Here is a 16,252-nt window from a genome sequence, read left to right as displayed (position 1 = left end):
CGCGTCCGACCCGTCTGGCGCAGCCGGCGCGGCGAGCGAACCCGGCATCTCCGGCGCGGCGAGCAACCCCGGCGGCCCCGTCGCGCCGAGCGAACCCGGCGGCAGCGCCGACTGCCTGTTCTGCCGCATCGTGGCAGGGGCGGAGCCGGCGAGCATCGTGCACGCCGACGACGCCGTGGTGGCGTTCCTCGACGCCGTGCCGGTCAACCCGGGCCACGTGCTGGTGGTGCCGCGGGTGCACGCGAGCGGCCTGGTGGACCTGCCTGTCGACGTCGGTGCAGCGGTCTGGCGCGTCGCGCACCGCATCGCGGCGTTCATGCGCAGCGACCCGGCCTGGTCGGAGGGCGTGAACCTGCACCTGTCCGACGGCGCTGTCGCCGACCAGAGCGTTGGGCACGTGCATCTGCACGTGATTCCCCGGTTCAAAGACGACGGCCTGCGCATCGTGCAGGACCGCGATCCCGCGCGGCCGTCGCGAGACGAGCTGGACGCCGTTGCGGCCCGGCTCTCACGCGACTTGACGAAGGCGGCGAGCAGCTCGTAGCGGCTCATACAGGAACCGGTCATCGACGCCTGTTGGGAGCGGTCCGTCGACGACATCCGCACGGAAGGCGAGTACGTTGTTCATGAGGAACCCGAAGGCGGCGAAGGAGGTGCGCCCGATGGCAACGAGCGTTAGCCCGGACCGGGAAGCTCCCCACCAGACGTCCGCCAGGACAGCGACCAGACGCGTCCGGGCAACGCCGACCGAGGTCTCAGCAGCGAAGTTGCGTCTCGTCCTTGATGAGCGCCTGGGCCGAGCCACGCCTGAGTGGGTCGTGCGCCTCGCCAACGCGGAGCGCCCCAGCGCCTGACCCGCGCCAAGCGTTCCCGATCCACGTTGGGTGGACCGGTCCCCCAACCAGCCCCGGTGATTACCTCCCCGGCGGACGCCAGAGCACGAGCGCGCCGCCGCTGGTCGTCGACACACGCCGGACGCGTGTCCCGCGCGGCACCGCCACGACGTCTCCGGTGGCGTCGGCGGCGAAGATGCGGTGTCCCGGTTCGGCCAGCGAGCGGAGCCGGTCGTTCTCGGCACGGACCCGGGCGAGCTCGCGCTCCAGATCCATGATGCGCTTGATGCCGGCGAGGTTGACCCCCTCGTCCTGGCTGAGCCTCTGGACCTCACGCAGGATCGCGACGTCGCGCAACGTGTAACGACGACCGCGCCCGCGGGTGCGCTGCGGCTCGACGAGGCCGAGGCGGTCGTACTGGCGCAGGGTCTGCGGGTGCATGCCCGCCAGTCCGGCGGCGACGGAGATCGTCAGGATCGGCGCGTCCTCACGCCGGTCGTTCGTGGCCATCGTCCGCTCCTTCCCTGATCGGCTCGTCGCGCCGTCGTGATGTCCGAGATGCAGGGGCCGGACGGGATGCTTCCCGTCCGGCCCGGTGCCGCTACCGGGCTGCCTGCTCGACGAGCCCGTCACGGGGATTGACGCCGTCGTTGGCCTCGGCGAACGCCTTGACGGCGGCCTTCGCGGCGCTGGAGAGCCGGCTCGGCACGACGACGTTCACGGTCACCAGGAGGTCACCGTCCGGCGCGAGCGGCACGTCCAGGCCCTTGCGTCGCACGCGCAGCGTGCGACCCGAGGGCGTACCGGCCGGCACCTTGACCTTGACCGTGCGACCGTCCAGCGTCGGCACCTCGATCGTGGCCCCGAGGGCGGCCTCGTCGAAAGTGATCGGCACCGTCATCCGTACGTTCTTGCCGTCGATGGTGAAGACGGGGTGCGGCTCGACCTGCACCGTGACGATCAGGTCGCCGGGCTCGCCCCCGTTCTGGCCGGGCCTGCCCTTGCCGCGCAGCCGGATCTTCTGACCGTCGTGCACCCCAGGCGGGATACGCGTGGTCATCGTCCGGCCGTCGACAGTGAGCTGGACGGTCGAGCCGGAGACGGCCTGTCGGAAGGGCAGCGTCGCGCTCGTGGTGACGTCGGCCCCCCGCTGCGGGCGCCGTCGGGAACCGAAGCCGCCGCCGGAGCCGCCGAACATCCCCTGCAGGATGTCCTCGAACCCGCCTGCGCCTCCGGGCATGCTCTGCCCGGAGCCGGGTGTGGAGTAGCGCACGCGCGTCCCGCCCGGCTCGCCCTGGCCGAACATGCCGCCGAAGAGGTCCTCGAAGCCCGGTCCCGCCGATCCGCCGGGACCGGCGGAGAAACGTGCCCCGCCGCCGGCCATCGCGCGGAGCGCGTCGTACTGCTTGCGCTGCTCCGGGTCCGAGAGCACCGCGTAGGCCTCACCGATGGACTTGAACCGCTCCTCCGACTTCGCGTCCCCCGGGTTGTGGTCGGGGTGGTACTGCCGCGCGAGCTTGCGGTAGGCCTTCTTGATCGCGTCGGCGTCGGCGTCCTTCGCGACGCCGAGAGTGGCGTAGAAGTCCTTCTCCAGCCAGTCCTGTCCGGTCATCCCGCCTCACCTCCTCGATCGTGCGGTGCCGCGGCGGATCGTCCGCCGCGGCACCGCGTCAATGTTCCAGCCCTCATTCGGGGCTGCTCACCGCCACCCGCGCGGCCCGCAGCACCCTCTCCCCGGCACGGTAGCCGGGCTGCAGGACCTGCGTGACCGTGGTGGCCGTGGCCTCCGTGTCGGTCGTGTGCATGAGCGCCTCGTGGACGGCCGGGTCGAACTCCTCGCCGACGGCGCCGTACCGGACGACCTCGAAGCGCTGGGCCAGCGTGGACTCCAGCTTCTCCGCGATCGACGCGAACGGGCCGGTGAGGTCCCCGTGCTGCCGGGCGAGCTCGATCTCGTCGAGCACCCCGAGGAGCGCCTCGGCCACGTCCTGGACGCCGGCCTGCCGATGGGCGGCGGCCTCGGTCCGGGATCGGCGCACGAAGGCGTTGTACTCCTGCTGCACGTTGTAGACGTCCGCGTTGCGGCGAGCGAGCTGGTCGGCGAGGTCGAGAGCCTCGGCCTTCGCCGTGGCCAGCTCGTCCGCACCCTCGGTCGTCACCTGCTCGACGGTCGGCTGCCCCGCCTCGCCGGACACGTCCGACGGCGCAGCCTCCGACGCGTCCGGCACCGCCCTGCGGGCCTTCCCGGTCTCCGGGTCGATCCGCCGCCTGTCCGTCACGATCGGCTTCTCGTAGCCCTGCTCCTCGGGGCGGTCGCTGTCTGCGGCTGTCACTTGGTCTCCTCGTCGTCCACGATCTCGGCGTCGACGACGTCGTCGTCGGAGGAGGAACCGGTGCCGGCGTCAGCCGCGGACTCCTCGAAGCCGGGTGCACCCTGCGGGCCGTCGGCCTGCTGCTGGGCGTACAGGGCCTCGCCGATCTTCTGGCTCTTGGTGGTGAGCTCGGACTGGGCGGACTTGATCGCCTCGATGTCCTCGCCCTCGAGCGCCTTCTTCAGGGCGTCGACGGCCTCGCGCACCTCGGCGGAGACGTCCTCGGGGAGCTTCTCCGCGTTGTCGGTGAGCAGCTTCTCGGTGGAGTACACCAGCTGCTCGGCCGTGTTGCGGGTCTCGGCCTCCTCGCGCCGCTTGGCGTCCTCGGCGGCGTGCGCCTCGGCCTCCTTGACCATGCGGTCGATCTCGTCCTTCGGCAGGGCCGAGCCGCCGGTGATCGTCATCGACTGCTCCTGGCCGGTGCCACGGTCCTTGGCGGAGACGTGCACGATGCCGTTGGCGTCGATGTCGAACGTGACCTCGATCTGCGGCATGCCACGGGGAGCCGGGGCGATGCCGGTCAGCTCGAAGGTGCCCAGCGGCTTGTTGTCGCGGGCGAACTCACGCTCACCCTGGAAGACCTGGATGAGCACGCTCGGCTGGTTGTCCTCGGCGGTGGAGAAGACCTCGGAACGCTTCGTGGGGATGGCCGTGTTGCGCTCGATCAGCTTGGTCATCACCCCGCCCTTGGTCTCGATGCCGAGGGACAGCGGGGTGACGTCGATCAGCAGGACGTCCTTGCGGTCACCCTTGATGACACCGGCCTGCAGCGCGGCGCCGACGGCGACGACCTCGTCCGGGTTCACACCCTTGTTCGGCTCCTTGCCACCGGTGAGCTCCTTGATGACCTCGGTCACGGCAGGCATGCGGGTGGAACCACCCACGAGCACGACGTGGTCGATCTCGGAGACGGAGATCCCGGCGTCCTTCATCACGTTCTGGAACGGCTGCTTGGTGCGCTCGAGCAGGTCCGAGGTCATCTCCTGGAACGCCGCCCGGGTGAGCTTCTCGTCCAGGTGGATGGGGCCGGACTCGGACATCGAGAGGTACTGCAGCGAGATGTTGGTGCTCGTCGCGGACGAGAGCTCCTTCTTGGCCTGCTCGGCCGCCTCGCGCAGTCGCTGCACGGCGATCTTGTCCTTGGAGAGGTCGACGCCGTCCTTGTTCTTGACCTGCTTGACGAGCCAGTCGACGATCCGCTGGTCCCAGTCGTCACCACCGAGACGGTTGTCGCCGTTGGTGGCGCGGACCTGGATCGTGGAGAAGTCGTCCTCGTCCTTGCCGACCTCGAGGAGGGAGACGTCGAACGTACCGCCACCGAGGTCGAAGACCAGGATGAGCTCGTCCTCCTTGCCCTTCTCCAGGCCGTAGGCGAGCGCCGCGGCGGTGGGCTCGTTGACGATGCGCAGGACGTTCATGCCGGCGATCTGGCCGGCGTCCTTGGTCGCCTGGCGCTCGGCGTCGTTGAAGTAGGCCGGCACGGTGATGACCGCGTCGGTGACCGGCTCGCCCAGGTAGGACTCGGCGTCCTTCTTGAGCTTGCCGAGCACGCGCGCGGAGATCTCCTGCGCGGTGTAGGTCTTGTCGTCGATCTCGTGGTTCCAGTCAGTGCCCATGTGGCGCTTGACCGAGGAGATGGTCCGGTCGACGTTGGTCACGGCCTGGCGCTTGGCGACCTCACCGACCAGGACCTCGCCGGACTTGCTGAACGCGACGACCGACGGGGTGGTGCGGGCACCCTCGGCGTTCGCGATGACGGTGGGCTCGCCACCCTCGAGGACGGACACCACCGAGTTCGTGGTGCCCAGGTCGATTCCGACCGCTCGTGCCATGTGCGTTGCTCCTTCGTCTCGGCACCGGCGCGTGCCGCCGATGCCTGGTTGAGTCGTATGCACTCAAGTCTGCGCGCCCACCGACGGTAGGTCAAACGGAGCGACGCAAACTTGAGTCTGTCTCACTCAACTATGAACTCTTTCGCTTCATTCCCGGAACCTGTGTCGATGACCTCTGCCGGTCCGAGCAGCCGCCCTGCCAGGGGCCGCGCTACCAATTCTTGGTAGCCTCGTGTGATGGCTCACAACACCTCGATCAGCCTGGATGATCACTTCTCGGACTTCCTGTCCCGGGAGGTCTCCTCGGGCCGCTACCGGTCCGCCAGCGAGGTCGTTCGCGCCGGCCTCCGGCTGCTGGAAGATCAGCAGACGCTACTGGCCGCACTGCGGGCCGCACTCGTCGAAGGCGAGGACAGCGGCGCGCCGGAGCCCTTCGACTTCGACGCCTTCGTCGCGGCGAAGAAGGCGTGAGCCGGTACAGGCTCACCCCGGCCGCGCAGCGCGATCTCTCGTCGATCTGGGACTTCACCGAGGAGCGCTGGGACGTCCGTCAGGCCGAAACCTACATCGCCGAGATCAGAGCTGCAGTCGAGCGCGTGGCCGACGATCCCCGCCGCGGCCGCGCCTGCAACGAGATCCGCGAGGGGTACCGCCAGTACGGCATCGGCAGCCACCTGCTCTTCTACGTCGAGAGCGCCGAGGGCGTCGACGTAGTGCGGATCCTGCACCAGCGGATGGACCCGACGCGGCACCTGTGAGCCCACCGCAGGTCAGCGCCGGCTCCTGACGCTCACCCGTTCTTGCGCCCGCTGGTGAACCACCCGTCGCCGCTGATCGGCGGTCAGCGACCGACGTCCGCCCGCTCCGTGGCCGGCTGGAGGCGGCCGGAGGCGACCATCCCCTCGAGAACCCGCGCGACGCCGTCGTCCGCCGACGGCGGCGCGGTGCGGGTCGCGGCCGCGATCGCCGTGGGGTGGCCGCCGTCCATCGCGAAGCCGTGACCGGCCCAGCCGAGCATCTCCACGTCGTTGGGCATGTCGCCGAACGCGGCCACCTGCGAGGCCTCGATGCCCAGACGTGCGGCGACCGTGGCAAGCGCGGCACCCTTGGACACCCCAGGGGCGGCCAGCTCGACGATGGCGTTGCCGGGGCTCGAGGCGGTGACCGCGAGGTCCGGCTCGAGCGTGTCGCGGGCCGCCGCCAGGAACTCGTCCATGGTCAGGGAACCGGTGATGGCCAGGACCTTGAACGTGCCGTCCCGCTCGGGGACGTCCTCGATGTGACCGGCGAGGCGCGGATCGCCCGGCGCCTGGGCGGGCGTCAGCCCCTCGGGACGGCCGCCGCCCCGCAGCGCCAGGTAGCCGTCCTCCACCCAGAACGACGTCGTGGTCTCGACCGCGAGCCGCACGTCCGGGACCGCCCGGCGCAGCGCCGCGGCGGCGTGCCCGACGAGGTCGTCGACGATCGGCACCAGGTCGACGACCGCGCCGGTCGCCGTCTCGACCACGATCGCGCCGTTGGCACAGATGGCGAGGCCCGCCTGGCCGGTGGCCTCGACGATGGGCGGCATCCACCGCGGCGGCCGGCCGGTGGCGTACACCAGGTGCGCGCCGCGCTCGACGACGGCGGCCAGGGCCGAGCGGGTCCGTGGGCTCACGGCACCGCGGTACGGGAGGATCGTGCCGTCGATGTCGGTGGCCACCAGGCGGACCGGAGTGCGGTCCTCGGGTGCGGCGCCGTCGTCGGGCACCGGGTCGTCGAGGTGATGGAACGTCAGGGACGAGGCGCTCGCCGGCACAGCTTCCTTTCGCAGATGGCTGAGCTCGCACCATATCAACGTGCCCGTCGCCCCAGATCGCGGTCGCCCGCGTCGCCTCGGGTGCCGACCTCGTCGGGTGCGATTTCACTTTTCCGCCTTCCGCCGACCGCCACCTCTGCAGCTCCAAGAACGTCACTGGAAATTCCGGGAAATAAATGAGACAATGCCTGGGCCGGCTCGCGGAGGTCGGGCGCTCTCATCAGTTGTGACTGCGAACTCATCCGTGTTCTCGACCGCTCGAAGACATCGGTTTCACCTGAGGCGAAGAATGCCGACGAGCGGCCGGGGCAGCTGTCGCTCGCCGCCTGTCTCGGGCGCTGACCGACGCCGAGCGTGGCGCTCTCTCGTCGAAGGGTCACGCATGAATCTCGCCCGAGGCCAGGTCCTCATCCATCCGCACCACGGCCCGGCAACGGTCGCGCAGGTCACCACCCGCACGATCCGGAACCGTCGCACCAAGTACCTCACGCTCACGGTGCACGACACCGAGCTCTCGATCCTGGTGCCGATGGACCAGGCCGAGGAGATCGGCGTGCGGCCGGTCATTGATGTCAAGGACGCCCGCGACATCTTCAAGCTCCTTCTCGAACCCGGCGAGAAAAAGGAGAAGGTCTGGTCGCGCCGCATCAAGAACAGCACGGACCGGCTCCGCTCGGGCGACATCCTCACCATTGCCGGACTCATCCGCGACATGACCCGGTGGAACGACGAGACCCGGCTTTCTTTCGGAGAGATGAAATTGCTCCGGGACGCCCGCGGACCGTTCGAGAGCGAGCTCGCCATCGCCTTGTCGGCAACCACGGACGAGGTCAGCGCCATGATCGACGCAGCCGTTCTGGAGGGCATCTGGCCCGCCATCCCGGAGTCCGTGCTCGCCGCCGCGAGCTGACCGTCCGGCGTCCCCAGGGCCGGACATCCGTTGCTCACCGGGGTCGGTCGAGGAGCCCCCGGCGACGGGCGACGGCGGCCGCCTCGGTCCGTCCGGACGCACCGAGCTTCGCCAGGATGTTGGAGACGTGGACGCTGGCGGTCTTCGTGCTGATGAACAGTTGCTGGGCGATCTGCCCGTTCGAGCGCCCCTCGGCGACGAGGGCGAGCACCTCGCGCTCGCGGGGCGTCAGCTCCGGGCCGCTCCCCCGGGAGGCGTCCGCGGCTGACCGCCCCGTGAGGTCGCGCAGCTCGGCGAGCAGGGGCCGGGCGCCGAGCGCCTCCGCGGTGCGGTGCGCCGAGCCCGCCAGCCGGCTCGCCTCCTGCGTGCTGCCCGCCGCCCGGAGCACGCGGGCCAGCCGGGCCTGCGACCGTGCGCGCTCGTACGGCTGGCCGAGGGCCTCGAAGTCCTCGACCGCCCGCCGCCAGGTCCCGATGAGCTCGTCGTCGCCCGGCGGGTCGATCCCGGCGGCCCAGCGCAGGTGGAGCAGCTCCGCGCGGGCCCGCGCCCACCACGCCCTGCCCTCGATACCGTACGGACGGCCGGTCGCAGTGGCCCGGGCGACGGTCCGCTCGACGGCGTCGGCCTCGGCGACGCCGACGTCGAGAAGGTGCTCGACCTCGGCCCCGGCCTGTGCCGCGGCGTCCGCGAGCCGGCCGAGGAGCACGGCACCGAGGCGCACCCGGGCCTGGAAGAGCCCGTCGTCGGCGTGCCACAGCGCCGAGAGCGTCCGGACCGCCTCGTCGTGCACGGCGACCGCACCGGCGACGTCCCCACGCTGCCCGTACAGGTCCACGGCGGCGCCGGCGGAGTGCACGCAGACGAGGCCGTCCCGCGGCCACCACGGGTGCACGCGGTCGAGCATCCCCGCCGCGTCGTCGTCCCCCCGCGCGACGGCGCGGGTGAGCCCGATCGCTCGGAACATCGCCTCGATCAGCGGCGGCGGCGACTGGCCGGACAGGTCGGACTCCACCGCGACCGCGTCCCAGTCGCCGGTCATGTAGGCCGTGAGGCAGGCGAGCAGCCTCGCGTCGAGGCCGTTCGGCGACCACTGGTGGCCGTGCTCGACGGCGATGGCGGCCGCCTCGAGGTACACCTGCCGCGCCCGGGCTAGCTCGCCGATCTCGAAGTGGATGGTGCCGGTCAGGTGAAGTCCGCGGACCAGGGCGACGACGTCACCGTCCCGCCGCGCCCGCGCGACGACGTCGCCGAGCGCCACGAGCGAGCCCTCGGGGTCGCCCGACCGCTCCTTGAGCCGGCCCAGCAGCGTCGCCGCGTCGGACGCCACCCGCCGCTGGTCCAGTGCCGTCGCCACCTCCAGCGCCTCCTCGGCGAAGCGGGTCGCGTCGGCGTCGCGGCCGCGGTCATAGGTGGCGTACGCGTGCGCGGTCAGCGCCCGCGCCCGCAGCGGTGTGGGCTCCTCCCCGGCCAGCGTGAGCGCCTCCGTCGTGACGTCCAGCGCGTCGTCGACGTCGACGTCGATCTCCCGCAGCGCCGCCGCCCGGGCAAGGAGCAGACCGGCACGGTCCGGCCCGGCCGGTCCGTGCCGTCGCTGATCGAGCAGGTCGGTGACGAGGTCCGCCGACCGGTGCGGGTGGCCGGCCGCGAGCAGGGCGTCCGCCGCCCGGAGGGTCAGCTCCGTGACGTCGACCTCGGGTGCGCCCGGTCGGCCGAGGAGCTCCAGCACCCGGAGGTAGTGGGCGGCCGCCTCCTGAGGTCCACCGACGGCGACAGCGTCGTCGCCCGCCTGGATGCCGGCGGTCACCGCCGTCGCGACGTCCTGCGCCGCGAGGGCGTGGTGCGCGAGCTCGGCCGCCGAGCCGTCGACACCGCCGGCCCGCAGCGCCGCCACGTAGCCCGCGTGCAGGCGCTGGCGCTCCCCGGGCAGGAGGTCGTCGTGGACCGCCTCGGCGAGGAGCGCGTGGCGAAACGCGTAGGCGTCGCCCTCCACCGTCACCACCACGTTGCTGTCGACGGCGGACCGCACGGCGCGCTCCAGCTCGTCGTCCCCGAGGTCGACGACGCGGGCGAGCAGCTCGTGCGTCACCCGGCGGCCGGCACACGCGACGGCCCGGACCACGGTCCGGGCGGTCCCGTCGAGCCGGTCCAGGCGCAGCAGCAGCAGGTCCGCGAGGTCAGCCGGCAGGGCGGCGTCGCCCGCCGTGCGCGCGTGCGCGAGCTCCTCGGCGAAGAAGGCGTTGCCCTCGGCCCGGCGCACGATCTCGCCGACGTCGCCCTCGGCGTCGAGTCCCGGACCGAGACCGCGTACCAGGAGGCGCACGTCCGCGTCGGGCAGCGGGCCGAGCTGGAGCCGTTCCACCCCGGGCAGCCGCGCCCACTCCGCCGCCCGCGCCCGCAGCGGGTGTCTCCGGTGGAGGTCGTCGCTGCGGTAGGAGGCGACGACGGCGACGCGGGCGGCGAAGCCGCGGGTGAAGAGGATCGTCAGGAGGTCGCGGGTGGACGGGTCTGCCCAGTGCAGGTCCTCGACGACGACGAGGAGGCCGGATGCCGCAGCGAGCCGCTCGAGCGCGGCGTGGACGGCGTCGAGGACGTCGGTGCGCCCGACGTCGTCCGGCCCGTCCGTCTCGGCGGCCCGGCCGGGACGAAGCCTCAGGAGCGCCGGGTGGCGGGCGGCCAGGTCGGCGAAGCGTGCCGGCTCGGACGCCTCGAGCCTGCCGAAGATCTCGCCGAACGGCAGGAACGGCAGGGCGCCGTCGCCGATGTCGGTGCAGTGGCCCACCACCACCGGCACCCCGGCCGCCTCGGCACGTGCGGCGAGCTCGGTGAGCAGGCGGGTCTTGCCGACGCCGGCGTCCCCGGCGACGACGACGGCGCGCGGCGGCGCGTCACCGGACAGGCCGGTCAGCGCCTCGAGCCGCTCGAGCTCGGACACCCGGCCGACCAGGGGTACCGCACGTGTGGAGGCCACCCCGACATGATGGCCCCCGTCGACCACATCGCGGTATCCGCGGGTCACGCAGGGGCCCGCGCGCCACCGGCGGGCGCGGACCCACCTGCGCCGGCGTCCGGCCCACCTGCCCGACCCGCCCCTCGCCGGTGCGCACCTCGGGCGGACGGCCTACGGTGCCACTATGACCGTCGAACCCGCCCCGCTGTCCGCGCTCCTGCTCAACTGCACCCTCAGTCCCTCGCCGGCCGGGTCGAGCACCGACGTGCTGGGCCGGCAGGTGCTCGCCGCGCTCGCCGAGCACGGCGTCACGGGCTCGCAGGTGCGTGTCGTCGACCATGACGTACGGCCGGGTGTCGAGCTCGACATGGGTGAGGGCGACGAGTGGCCCGCCATCCGTCGGCAGGTCATGGACGCCGACATCCTCGTGCTCGCCACCCCCACCTGGCTGGGGCAGCACTCGAGCGTGGCGCAGCGGGTCTTCGAGCGTCTCGACGCCGAGCTGTCCGAGACCGACGACGAGGGTCGGCTCCTGACGTTCGGCAAGGTCGCGCTCGTGGTCGTCGTCGGCAACGAGGACGGCGCCCACCACATCACCGCGGTGGCCTACCAGGCCCTGAACGACGTCGGTTTCACCATCCCGGCGCAGGGCGTCACCTACTGGAACGGTGAGGCCATGCACACGGTCGACTACAAGGATCTCGAGGAGACCCCGGAGGCGACCGCGTCGGCGACGGCCACGATGGCCGCCAACGCTGCGCACCTCGCACGTCTGCTGCGCCGCGACGGCTACCCGGCGGTCTGACCGCCGACGGCGGCGGCCTGCACCTACCGGTCGGGCTGCAGCGCCGCGAGCGCGGCGTCGGCCTCGGCGAGCGCCGAGCGGTCGTAGGTGGAAGTGGTGGCGAGGATCTCCGCGGCACCGGTGCGCGCCACGAGATCGGCGAGCCGCCCCAGCACGTCCGCGGACGTCCCGTAGACCGCCTGGTCGAGCTGCGCCTCGACCACGGACTCCTGCTTGGCGGTGAGGCGGGTCGGCGGCTCGGCGCGCAGGGGTGGGAACGCGCCGGTCGCCCGTGACTCCACCATCGCCCACGCCTCGGGGAGCAGCAGCTCGCGCGCCCGTTCCGCCGTCGGGGCGATCATGATGTCGACGCTGACCACCACGTACGGCTTCGGGCAGGCGCGGCTGGGCCGGAACTGGCGCCGGTAGTCGGTCAGCGGTGCGAGGTCGCCATGGAGGACGGGTCCGCCGACGACCACCGGCAGGCCGCGCTCGGCGGCGACGACGAGCCCGGCGCCGGTGGCGAGCACGAAGACCGGTGGTGGTTCCACGGCGCGCGGCATGGCCGTCACCGGTCCGGCGTCGTCGAGGAAGTCCTGCAGAGCCGCGAGGTCTTCCCCGAAGCGGTCCGACCCGTAGCTGCTGACGCCGAGGGCCTCGCGCACCGGGGCCGTGAACCCCAGGGACCGCCCCACCCCGAGGTCGATCCGGCCGGGATGCAGGGCGGCCAGCATCCGAGCCTGCTCGGCGACGACGAGCGGGCGGTGGTTCGAGAGCATCACCCCGCCCGAGCCGACCCGGATCCGCTCGGTGCGCGCAGCGATCGCGGCGATGAGCACGGGCGGGCTGCCGCTCGCGATCCCCGGCACGGCGTGGTGCTCTGCCACCCAGAAACGGCGGAACCCGAGCTGTTCGGCGCGTCGGGCGCGCTCGACGGTGGCGGTCAGGGCCGCGGCGGGCGGCTCGTCGGTGCGGGTGCGGGAGCGGTCCAGGAGGGAGACGGGGACGGGCAGGCTCCCCACCGGGCGGTGCCCGCTCGGACGATCAGCCGCTCCGGTCATGATGACGTCGACCATACGTCAGGGACGGCCCCACCATTCGTCACGATGTGGGCAGGGGTGTCGGTGCTCGACGGCGCTCATGACGGCCGGGACGAGCCGACCGGCGTGCAGCGACGTCGTGGACCTGCCCCGCCCGTGCCGGTGGGGAGAGACTGGGTGGGGAACGGCCCACGTGCGGGCTCTCGGGGTTCGAGCCACGCACGCCGGCTCGACAGGTCCACCAGAAGGGCTGGTCCGCGGTGCACGAAGCTGTCGCGAGATCGCGGCTGACGCTGACGGTGCTCATCGTCACCGCGGTGCCGAGCCTGCTCCAGATCCCGTTCCCCGCAGTGCTCACCGCGCTGCAGCGCTCGCCCGCCGTGCGTGACGGTGAGGTCTGGCGGCTGCTGACCTCTCTCGTCGTCCAGGACGGTGGCTGGCTCGGTACGGTCTCGAACCTGCTGTTCCTGCTGGTGGTCGGTGCGACGGCCGAGCGCGTCCTGCCCCGCCGCCTCTGGTTGGCGTCCTACGTGGTCGGCGGGCTGACCGGCCAGCTGGTGGGGCTCGCCTGGCAACCGGTCGGTGCCGGCAACTCGGTCGCGGTCTGCGGGCTGGCCGGCACGCTCGCCGTCGCCCTGGTCGTCGGCGTCGAAGCTCCGCGGTGGACCCCGGTGGTCGTGATCTGGTGGTGCGGCGCCCTGGCTGCCACGATCTCGGTGACGGCCCTGGTCATCGGGACGGCCGCAGCCCTGGGCACGCAGGCAGCCGTCATGGCGGGCGGCGAGGCGGGTCGGGGCCGCCCGACGGTCGCCCGCCTGGTGTGCTGGGCGACGCTCGCGTACGCGGCCCTGCTGACCGCCGTCGGCAACGTCCACGGGCCACCGATCCTCGTGGGCGCCGCCATGGCCCTGCTCGCCCGCGGCGGCGGTCGATTCCACCACCGGCGGCGATGACCGCTCAGCCCTGCCAGCGGACCGTGATCGACCCGACGTCGGGCAGCGGCAGGGACGCCGCCTCCGCCTCGACGGCGTCTCGCTCGGCCGGGGCCGGCCGGCGCCAGGGCTCGATCGTCACGGTCGCCTGGGAGCGGCGCCACGTGCCGACGATCTCACCGTCGACGAGGACCGCGCCGGGCCAGACGCGGGAGGTCCACAGCGCGCTGCGTCGCGACTCGTCGGGGACGAGCAGCGCCCGGTCGACGCCCTGGAGCAGGTAGTACGGATCACCGCTGGGGAGCAGCCGGGCCGGGGTGGCGGGACCGGGCGCGACGTCGAGGCCCGGCTCGTCCTCCGCGAGGACCCAGGCGTCGCCGACAGGTGTGCGGACCGGTGTCAGCGACGGGAGAAGGCTCTCGAACGTGGCAGCGGCCACCGCCGGACGGATCCCGGCCCACGCGCCCCACCCCTCGGGGGTGGCCGGGCCGAAGACGTGGAGATACCTGCGGGCGAGCTCGGCGCGAGCCTCGGCCGGCTCGACGTCGGGTGGCGGGACGGTCCAGACCTCCGGCCGGCGGGCACCGTCCCAGCGGATCCGCAGCCGGCCCGTGGGTGCGGCGTACCGGAGCTGGTTGGGGTTCACCCCGAGCGCGTGCCCGGCGTCGCCATAGCTCATCCGGCTGCCGTCGAGGTACGCGTGCAGGCGGTCGGCGAGGTCCTCGGCGATCTGCCGTCGACGTCCGGTCTCCGCGAGGCGCCCGAGCGTGAAGGGGGCGACGTCCTGCGCGGCGACGACGTAGGCGCTGTAGCGCGGCCCCCAGACCTGCGCGAGGGCGGGGTCCTCCCACACGGTCGGTGACGTCCCCTTGACGCGGGCGTGGACGGACAGCACCGCCGCCCGCGGCATGCTGTCCTGCAGGCCGGCCCAGGCCGCGCGCCGCAGCGAGTCGCTGCCCGCCGGGAGCCGCTCGTCGAGGGCGCCGACGCGGCGTCGGAACGCCAGGATCTGCGCCCGTCCCAGGTCGAGCCGCGCGGTCATGACGGCTCACGCTCGTCGCGTGCAGGCGCATCACGCCCGTCGTACGCAGGCGCGTCACGCCCGTCGTGCGCAGACGCGGTCCCAGGCTCGAGCCCCGGCTCGAGCCCCGGTTCGGGCCCCGGCTCGGCGAGGTCGAGGCGCATCACGACCCGGCGAAGCGTCGGAGCGCTCACCTCGTGGAAGCCGGCGGCCGCGAACGTGGCGCGGGTCCCGACGTGCAGCTCCTCCTCGATCGCGTTCGTCGTCGTCATCGGATATCCCTCGATCGCCCGGGCGCCGCGCTCCCGGGCGAAGTCGACGGCGGAGCGCACCAGGGCACGGCTGAGGCCACGGCGCCGGAAACCCGCCCGGACGAAGACGCACGTGACCGCCCACACGCCGGCGTCGCCCCTGTCCTCCGTCCGGCCCTGCCACGGCACGCGGAAGGTGCGCACGAGCCCGGCGTAAGCGGGGCGCGGCTCGCACGCGCACCAGCCGACGGGCTCGTCCCCGACGTAGGCGACCAGTCCGCTGGTGGTGGTGGCCTCGGGGTGGCCGGCGTCGGTCTGGCCGCGTAGCCGCAGCGCGCGCTCCTCCGCCGGGGAGGACGCGAACGACTCCCCCGGCCGCAGCTTGTACCGCTGGCACTGGCACACCCGGGCCGTGCCGCGCGTCCCGAAGACCGTCTGGAGGTCCTCCCAGCGGGCCTCGTTCGCGGGCACGATGATGACGTCGGCAACCTCGCGCGTCTCCACACCGCCAGTATCCGGGGTGCCGGGCCCGCCGTCACCAGCGATGTGGTTCCCTCTGCGCCGACGTGGTCGCCGCGCCGGGCGTCAGCCGCCCAGGCCGTCGCTCCCGGTCCCGTCGGCGAGCGGTGGGAGGTCGAGGTCGCTCAGCCGCTCCGGGTCGGCGAGCACGTCGATGGCGGCGATGCGCCCGTCGGCGACCGTGAAGGCCATGACGGACAGCACGCGGTCACGGGAGGCGACCACCACACCGGCGGCCCCGTTGATGAGCGCCGGGTGCGCGAGCGGGAACAGCCGGCCGAACGTGATCGCCTGCCCGGCCACGGTCCGCGCGCCGTGATAGGTGACGGAGAGCGGGTGCCCCGCTCCGCCGTCGGAGCGGAGCACGACGTCCGGGTGCAGCACGGCGACGAGGGAGTCGAAGTCACCGTCGCGGGCCGCGGCGAAGAACGCGTCGACGACCTCGCGCTGGCGGCCCCGGTCCCGGTCGGGCTGCGCGGAGCCCTGCACCCGGCGACGTGCCCGGCTGGCGAGCTGCCGGACGGCGGCGGGGGACTTCTCGAGCATCCCGGCGATGTCGTCGAAGGGCACGGCGAACATGTCGTGCAGCACGAAGGCGAGGCGCTCCGCCGGCGCCAGCGTCTCGAGCACGACGAGCATGGCGAGCCCCACCGAGTCGGCCAGCACCGCCTCCTGCTCCGGGTCCGCACCGGGCTCCGCGGTCACGACCGGGTCGGGCACGTGCGCGGCCTCCAGGGACTCCTCACGGCGCGTGGCCCGCGAGCGCAGCATGTTCAGGCACACGCGCGAGACCACCGTGGTCAGCCACGCGGCCAGGTTCTCCACGGCGTCGGGATCCGCGCGCGTGAGGCGCAGCCAGGCGTCCTGGACGGCGTCCTCGGCCTCCCCGGTCGAGCCGAGCATGCGGTAGGCCACCGCCTCCAGCCGCGGCCGCTGCTCCTCGAAGCGCTGCGCCAGCCACTCGTGGTCCTCCATGTCACATTCCTCCCGTCACACGTGTCGTACCCAGTAGA

Annotated in this window: 16 protein-coding genes; 6 read left to right on the top strand and 10 right to left on the bottom strand. The window is 72.9% G+C overall.

The window, feature by feature from the left end; translation table 11 throughout:
• Window positions 1-46: 46 nt before the first annotated feature.
• Complete coding sequence (locus GD748_RS06685; RefSeq protein ID WP_405002673.1) at window positions 47-544, top strand: HIT family protein; 498 nt, start codon at window positions 47-49, stop codon at window positions 542-544.
• A gap of 370 nt (window positions 545-914) precedes the next feature.
• Here the strand turns inward: GD748_RS06685 and GD748_RS06675 are convergent, their stop codons facing one another.
• The 4 genes from GD748_RS06675 to dnaK form a co-directional block, all read right to left on the bottom strand.
• Window positions 915-1,343 carry a heat shock protein transcriptional repressor HspR gene (locus tag GD748_RS06675; protein WP_152194458.1) on the bottom strand — a complete coding sequence of 143 codons (429 nt, stop codon included), beginning with the start codon at window positions 1,341-1,343 and terminating at the stop codon, window positions 915-917.
• Window positions 1,344-1,434: 91 nt separating this feature from the next.
• Window positions 1,435-2,445 carry a DnaJ C-terminal domain-containing protein gene (locus GD748_RS06670; RefSeq protein ID WP_152194457.1) on the bottom strand — a complete coding sequence of 337 codons (1,011 nt, stop codon included), beginning with the start codon at window positions 2,443-2,445 and terminating at the stop codon, window positions 1,435-1,437.
• Between the two features lie 73 nt (window positions 2,446-2,518).
• Window positions 2,519-3,166 carry a nucleotide exchange factor GrpE gene (locus tag GD748_RS06665; RefSeq protein ID WP_226920902.1) on the bottom strand — a complete coding sequence of 216 codons (648 nt, stop codon included), beginning with the start codon at window positions 3,164-3,166 and terminating at the stop codon, window positions 2,519-2,521.
• The gene (gene dnaK, locus GD748_RS06660) at window positions 3,163-5,037 is read right to left on the bottom strand and encodes a molecular chaperone DnaK (RefSeq protein WP_152194456.1); all 1,875 of its coding nucleotides are present in this window, start codon (window positions 5,035-5,037) and stop codon (window positions 3,163-3,165) included. Before dnaK ends, GD748_RS06665 begins: the two co-directional genes overlap by 4 nt.
• Window positions 5,038-5,274: 237 nt before the next feature.
• On the opposite strand from dnaK, the gene GD748_RS06655 reads away from it, so the two are divergent.
• The gene (locus GD748_RS06655; RefSeq protein WP_152194455.1) at window positions 5,275-5,508 is read left to right on the top strand and encodes a type II toxin-antitoxin system ParD family antitoxin; all 234 of its coding nucleotides are present in this window, start codon (window positions 5,275-5,277) and stop codon (window positions 5,506-5,508) included.
• Window positions 5,505-5,795 carry a type II toxin-antitoxin system RelE/ParE family toxin gene (locus tag GD748_RS06650; RefSeq protein WP_152194454.1) on the top strand — a complete coding sequence of 97 codons (291 nt, stop codon included), beginning with the start codon at window positions 5,505-5,507 and terminating at the stop codon, window positions 5,793-5,795. The genes GD748_RS06655 and GD748_RS06650 overlap by 4 nt, the downstream gene beginning before the upstream one ends.
• An 83-nt stretch (window positions 5,796-5,878) precedes the next feature.
• On the opposite strand, the gene GD748_RS06645 is transcribed toward GD748_RS06650, so the two are convergent.
• Window positions 5,879-6,835 carry an HAD family hydrolase gene (locus GD748_RS06645; RefSeq protein ID WP_193312858.1) on the bottom strand — a complete coding sequence of 319 codons (957 nt, stop codon included), beginning with the start codon at window positions 6,833-6,835 and terminating at the stop codon, window positions 5,879-5,881.
• A 382-nt stretch (window positions 6,836-7,217) separates the two neighbouring features.
• Between GD748_RS06645 and GD748_RS06640 the strand changes: the two genes are divergently transcribed.
• The gene (locus GD748_RS06640) at window positions 7,218-7,745 is read left to right on the top strand and encodes a CarD family transcriptional regulator (protein WP_193312857.1); all 528 of its coding nucleotides are present in this window, start codon (window positions 7,218-7,220) and stop codon (window positions 7,743-7,745) included.
• A gap of 34 nt (window positions 7,746-7,779) precedes the next feature.
• Here the strand turns inward: GD748_RS06640 and GD748_RS06635 are convergent, their stop codons facing one another.
• Window positions 7,780-10,713 (bottom strand): helix-turn-helix transcriptional regulator, encoded by a 2,934-nt coding sequence (locus tag GD748_RS06635; RefSeq protein WP_152815123.1) that lies wholly within the window; start codon window positions 10,711-10,713, stop codon window positions 7,780-7,782.
• 163 nt (window positions 10,714-10,876) lie between these two features.
• On the opposite strand from GD748_RS06635, the gene GD748_RS06630 reads away from it, so the two are divergent.
• Entirely contained in the window at window positions 10,877-11,497 is a 621-nt protein-coding gene (locus tag GD748_RS06630) for a flavodoxin family protein (protein WP_152194450.1), read from the top strand.
• Between the two features lie 23 nt (window positions 11,498-11,520).
• Here GD748_RS06630 and GD748_RS06625 read toward each other — a convergent pair whose 3' ends face one another.
• Window positions 11,521-12,537 (bottom strand): MsnO8 family LLM class oxidoreductase, encoded by a 1,017-nt coding sequence (locus GD748_RS06625; protein ID WP_152194449.1) that lies wholly within the window; start codon window positions 12,535-12,537, stop codon window positions 11,521-11,523.
• Between the two features lie 239 nt (window positions 12,538-12,776).
• Here GD748_RS06625 and GD748_RS06620 point away from each other — a divergent pair, with 239 nt between their 5' ends.
• Window positions 12,777-13,469, top strand: a complete 693-nt coding sequence (locus GD748_RS06620; protein ID WP_193312856.1) for a rhomboid family intramembrane serine protease — start codon at window positions 12,777-12,779, stop codon at window positions 13,467-13,469.
• A gap of 4 nt (window positions 13,470-13,473) precedes the next feature.
• Here GD748_RS06620 and GD748_RS06615 read toward each other — a convergent pair whose 3' ends face one another.
• The 3 genes from GD748_RS06615 to sigJ form a co-directional block, all read right to left on the bottom strand.
• Window positions 13,474-14,490 carry a DNA glycosylase AlkZ-like family protein gene (locus GD748_RS06615; RefSeq protein ID WP_152194447.1) on the bottom strand — a complete coding sequence of 339 codons (1,017 nt, stop codon included), beginning with the start codon at window positions 14,488-14,490 and terminating at the stop codon, window positions 13,474-13,476.
• Window positions 14,487-15,224, bottom strand: a complete 738-nt coding sequence (locus tag GD748_RS06610) for a GNAT family N-acetyltransferase (protein ID WP_226920898.1) — start codon at window positions 15,222-15,224, stop codon at window positions 14,487-14,489. The genes GD748_RS06615 and GD748_RS06610 overlap by 4 nt, the downstream gene beginning before the upstream one ends.
• Window positions 15,225-15,305: 81 nt before the next feature.
• Window positions 15,306-16,214 carry an RNA polymerase sigma factor SigJ gene (gene sigJ / locus GD748_RS06605; protein ID WP_152194446.1) on the bottom strand — a complete coding sequence of 303 codons (909 nt, stop codon included), beginning with the start codon at window positions 16,212-16,214 and terminating at the stop codon, window positions 15,306-15,308.
• Between the last annotated feature and the right edge of the window lie 38 nt (window positions 16,215-16,252).

This window comes from Georgenia subflava, from assembly GCF_009193155.1.
Classification (GTDB): Bacteria; Actinomycetota; Actinomycetes; order Actinomycetales; family Actinomycetaceae; genus Georgenia; species Georgenia subflava.
Note: the sequence above shows the minus strand (reverse complement) of the source record. Positions and strands in the feature narration are given on the sequence as shown.

Coding starts and splice junctions, on each gene's coding strand:
- GD748_RS06675 (WP_152194458.1), bottom strand. CDS start 1,343: ATGGCCACGAACGACCGGCGTGAGGACGCGCCGATCCTGACGATCTCC.
- GD748_RS06670 (WP_152194457.1), bottom strand. CDS start 2,445: ATGACCGGACAGGACTGGCTGGAGAAGGACTTCTACGCCACTCTCGGC.
- dnaK (WP_152194456.1), bottom strand. CDS start 5,037: ATGGCACGAGCGGTCGGAATCGACCTGGGCACCACGAACTCGGTGGTG.
- GD748_RS06655 (WP_152194455.1), top strand. CDS start 5,275: ATGGCTCACAACACCTCGATCAGCCTGGATGATCACTTCTCGGACTTC.
- GD748_RS06640 (WP_193312857.1), top strand. CDS start 7,218: ATGAATCTCGCCCGAGGCCAGGTCCTCATCCATCCGCACCACGGCCCG.
- GD748_RS06630 (WP_152194450.1), top strand. CDS start 10,877: ATGACCGTCGAACCCGCCCCGCTGTCCGCGCTCCTGCTCAACTGCACC.
- GD748_RS06625 (WP_152194449.1), bottom strand. CDS start 12,537: ATGACCGGAGCGGCTGATCGTCCGAGCGGGCACCGCCCGGTGGGGAGC.
- GD748_RS06615 (WP_152194447.1), bottom strand. CDS start 14,490: ATGACCGCGCGGCTCGACCTGGGACGGGCGCAGATCCTGGCGTTCCGA.
- sigJ (WP_152194446.1), bottom strand. CDS start 16,214: ATGGAGGACCACGAGTGGCTGGCGCAGCGCTTCGAGGAGCAGCGGCCG.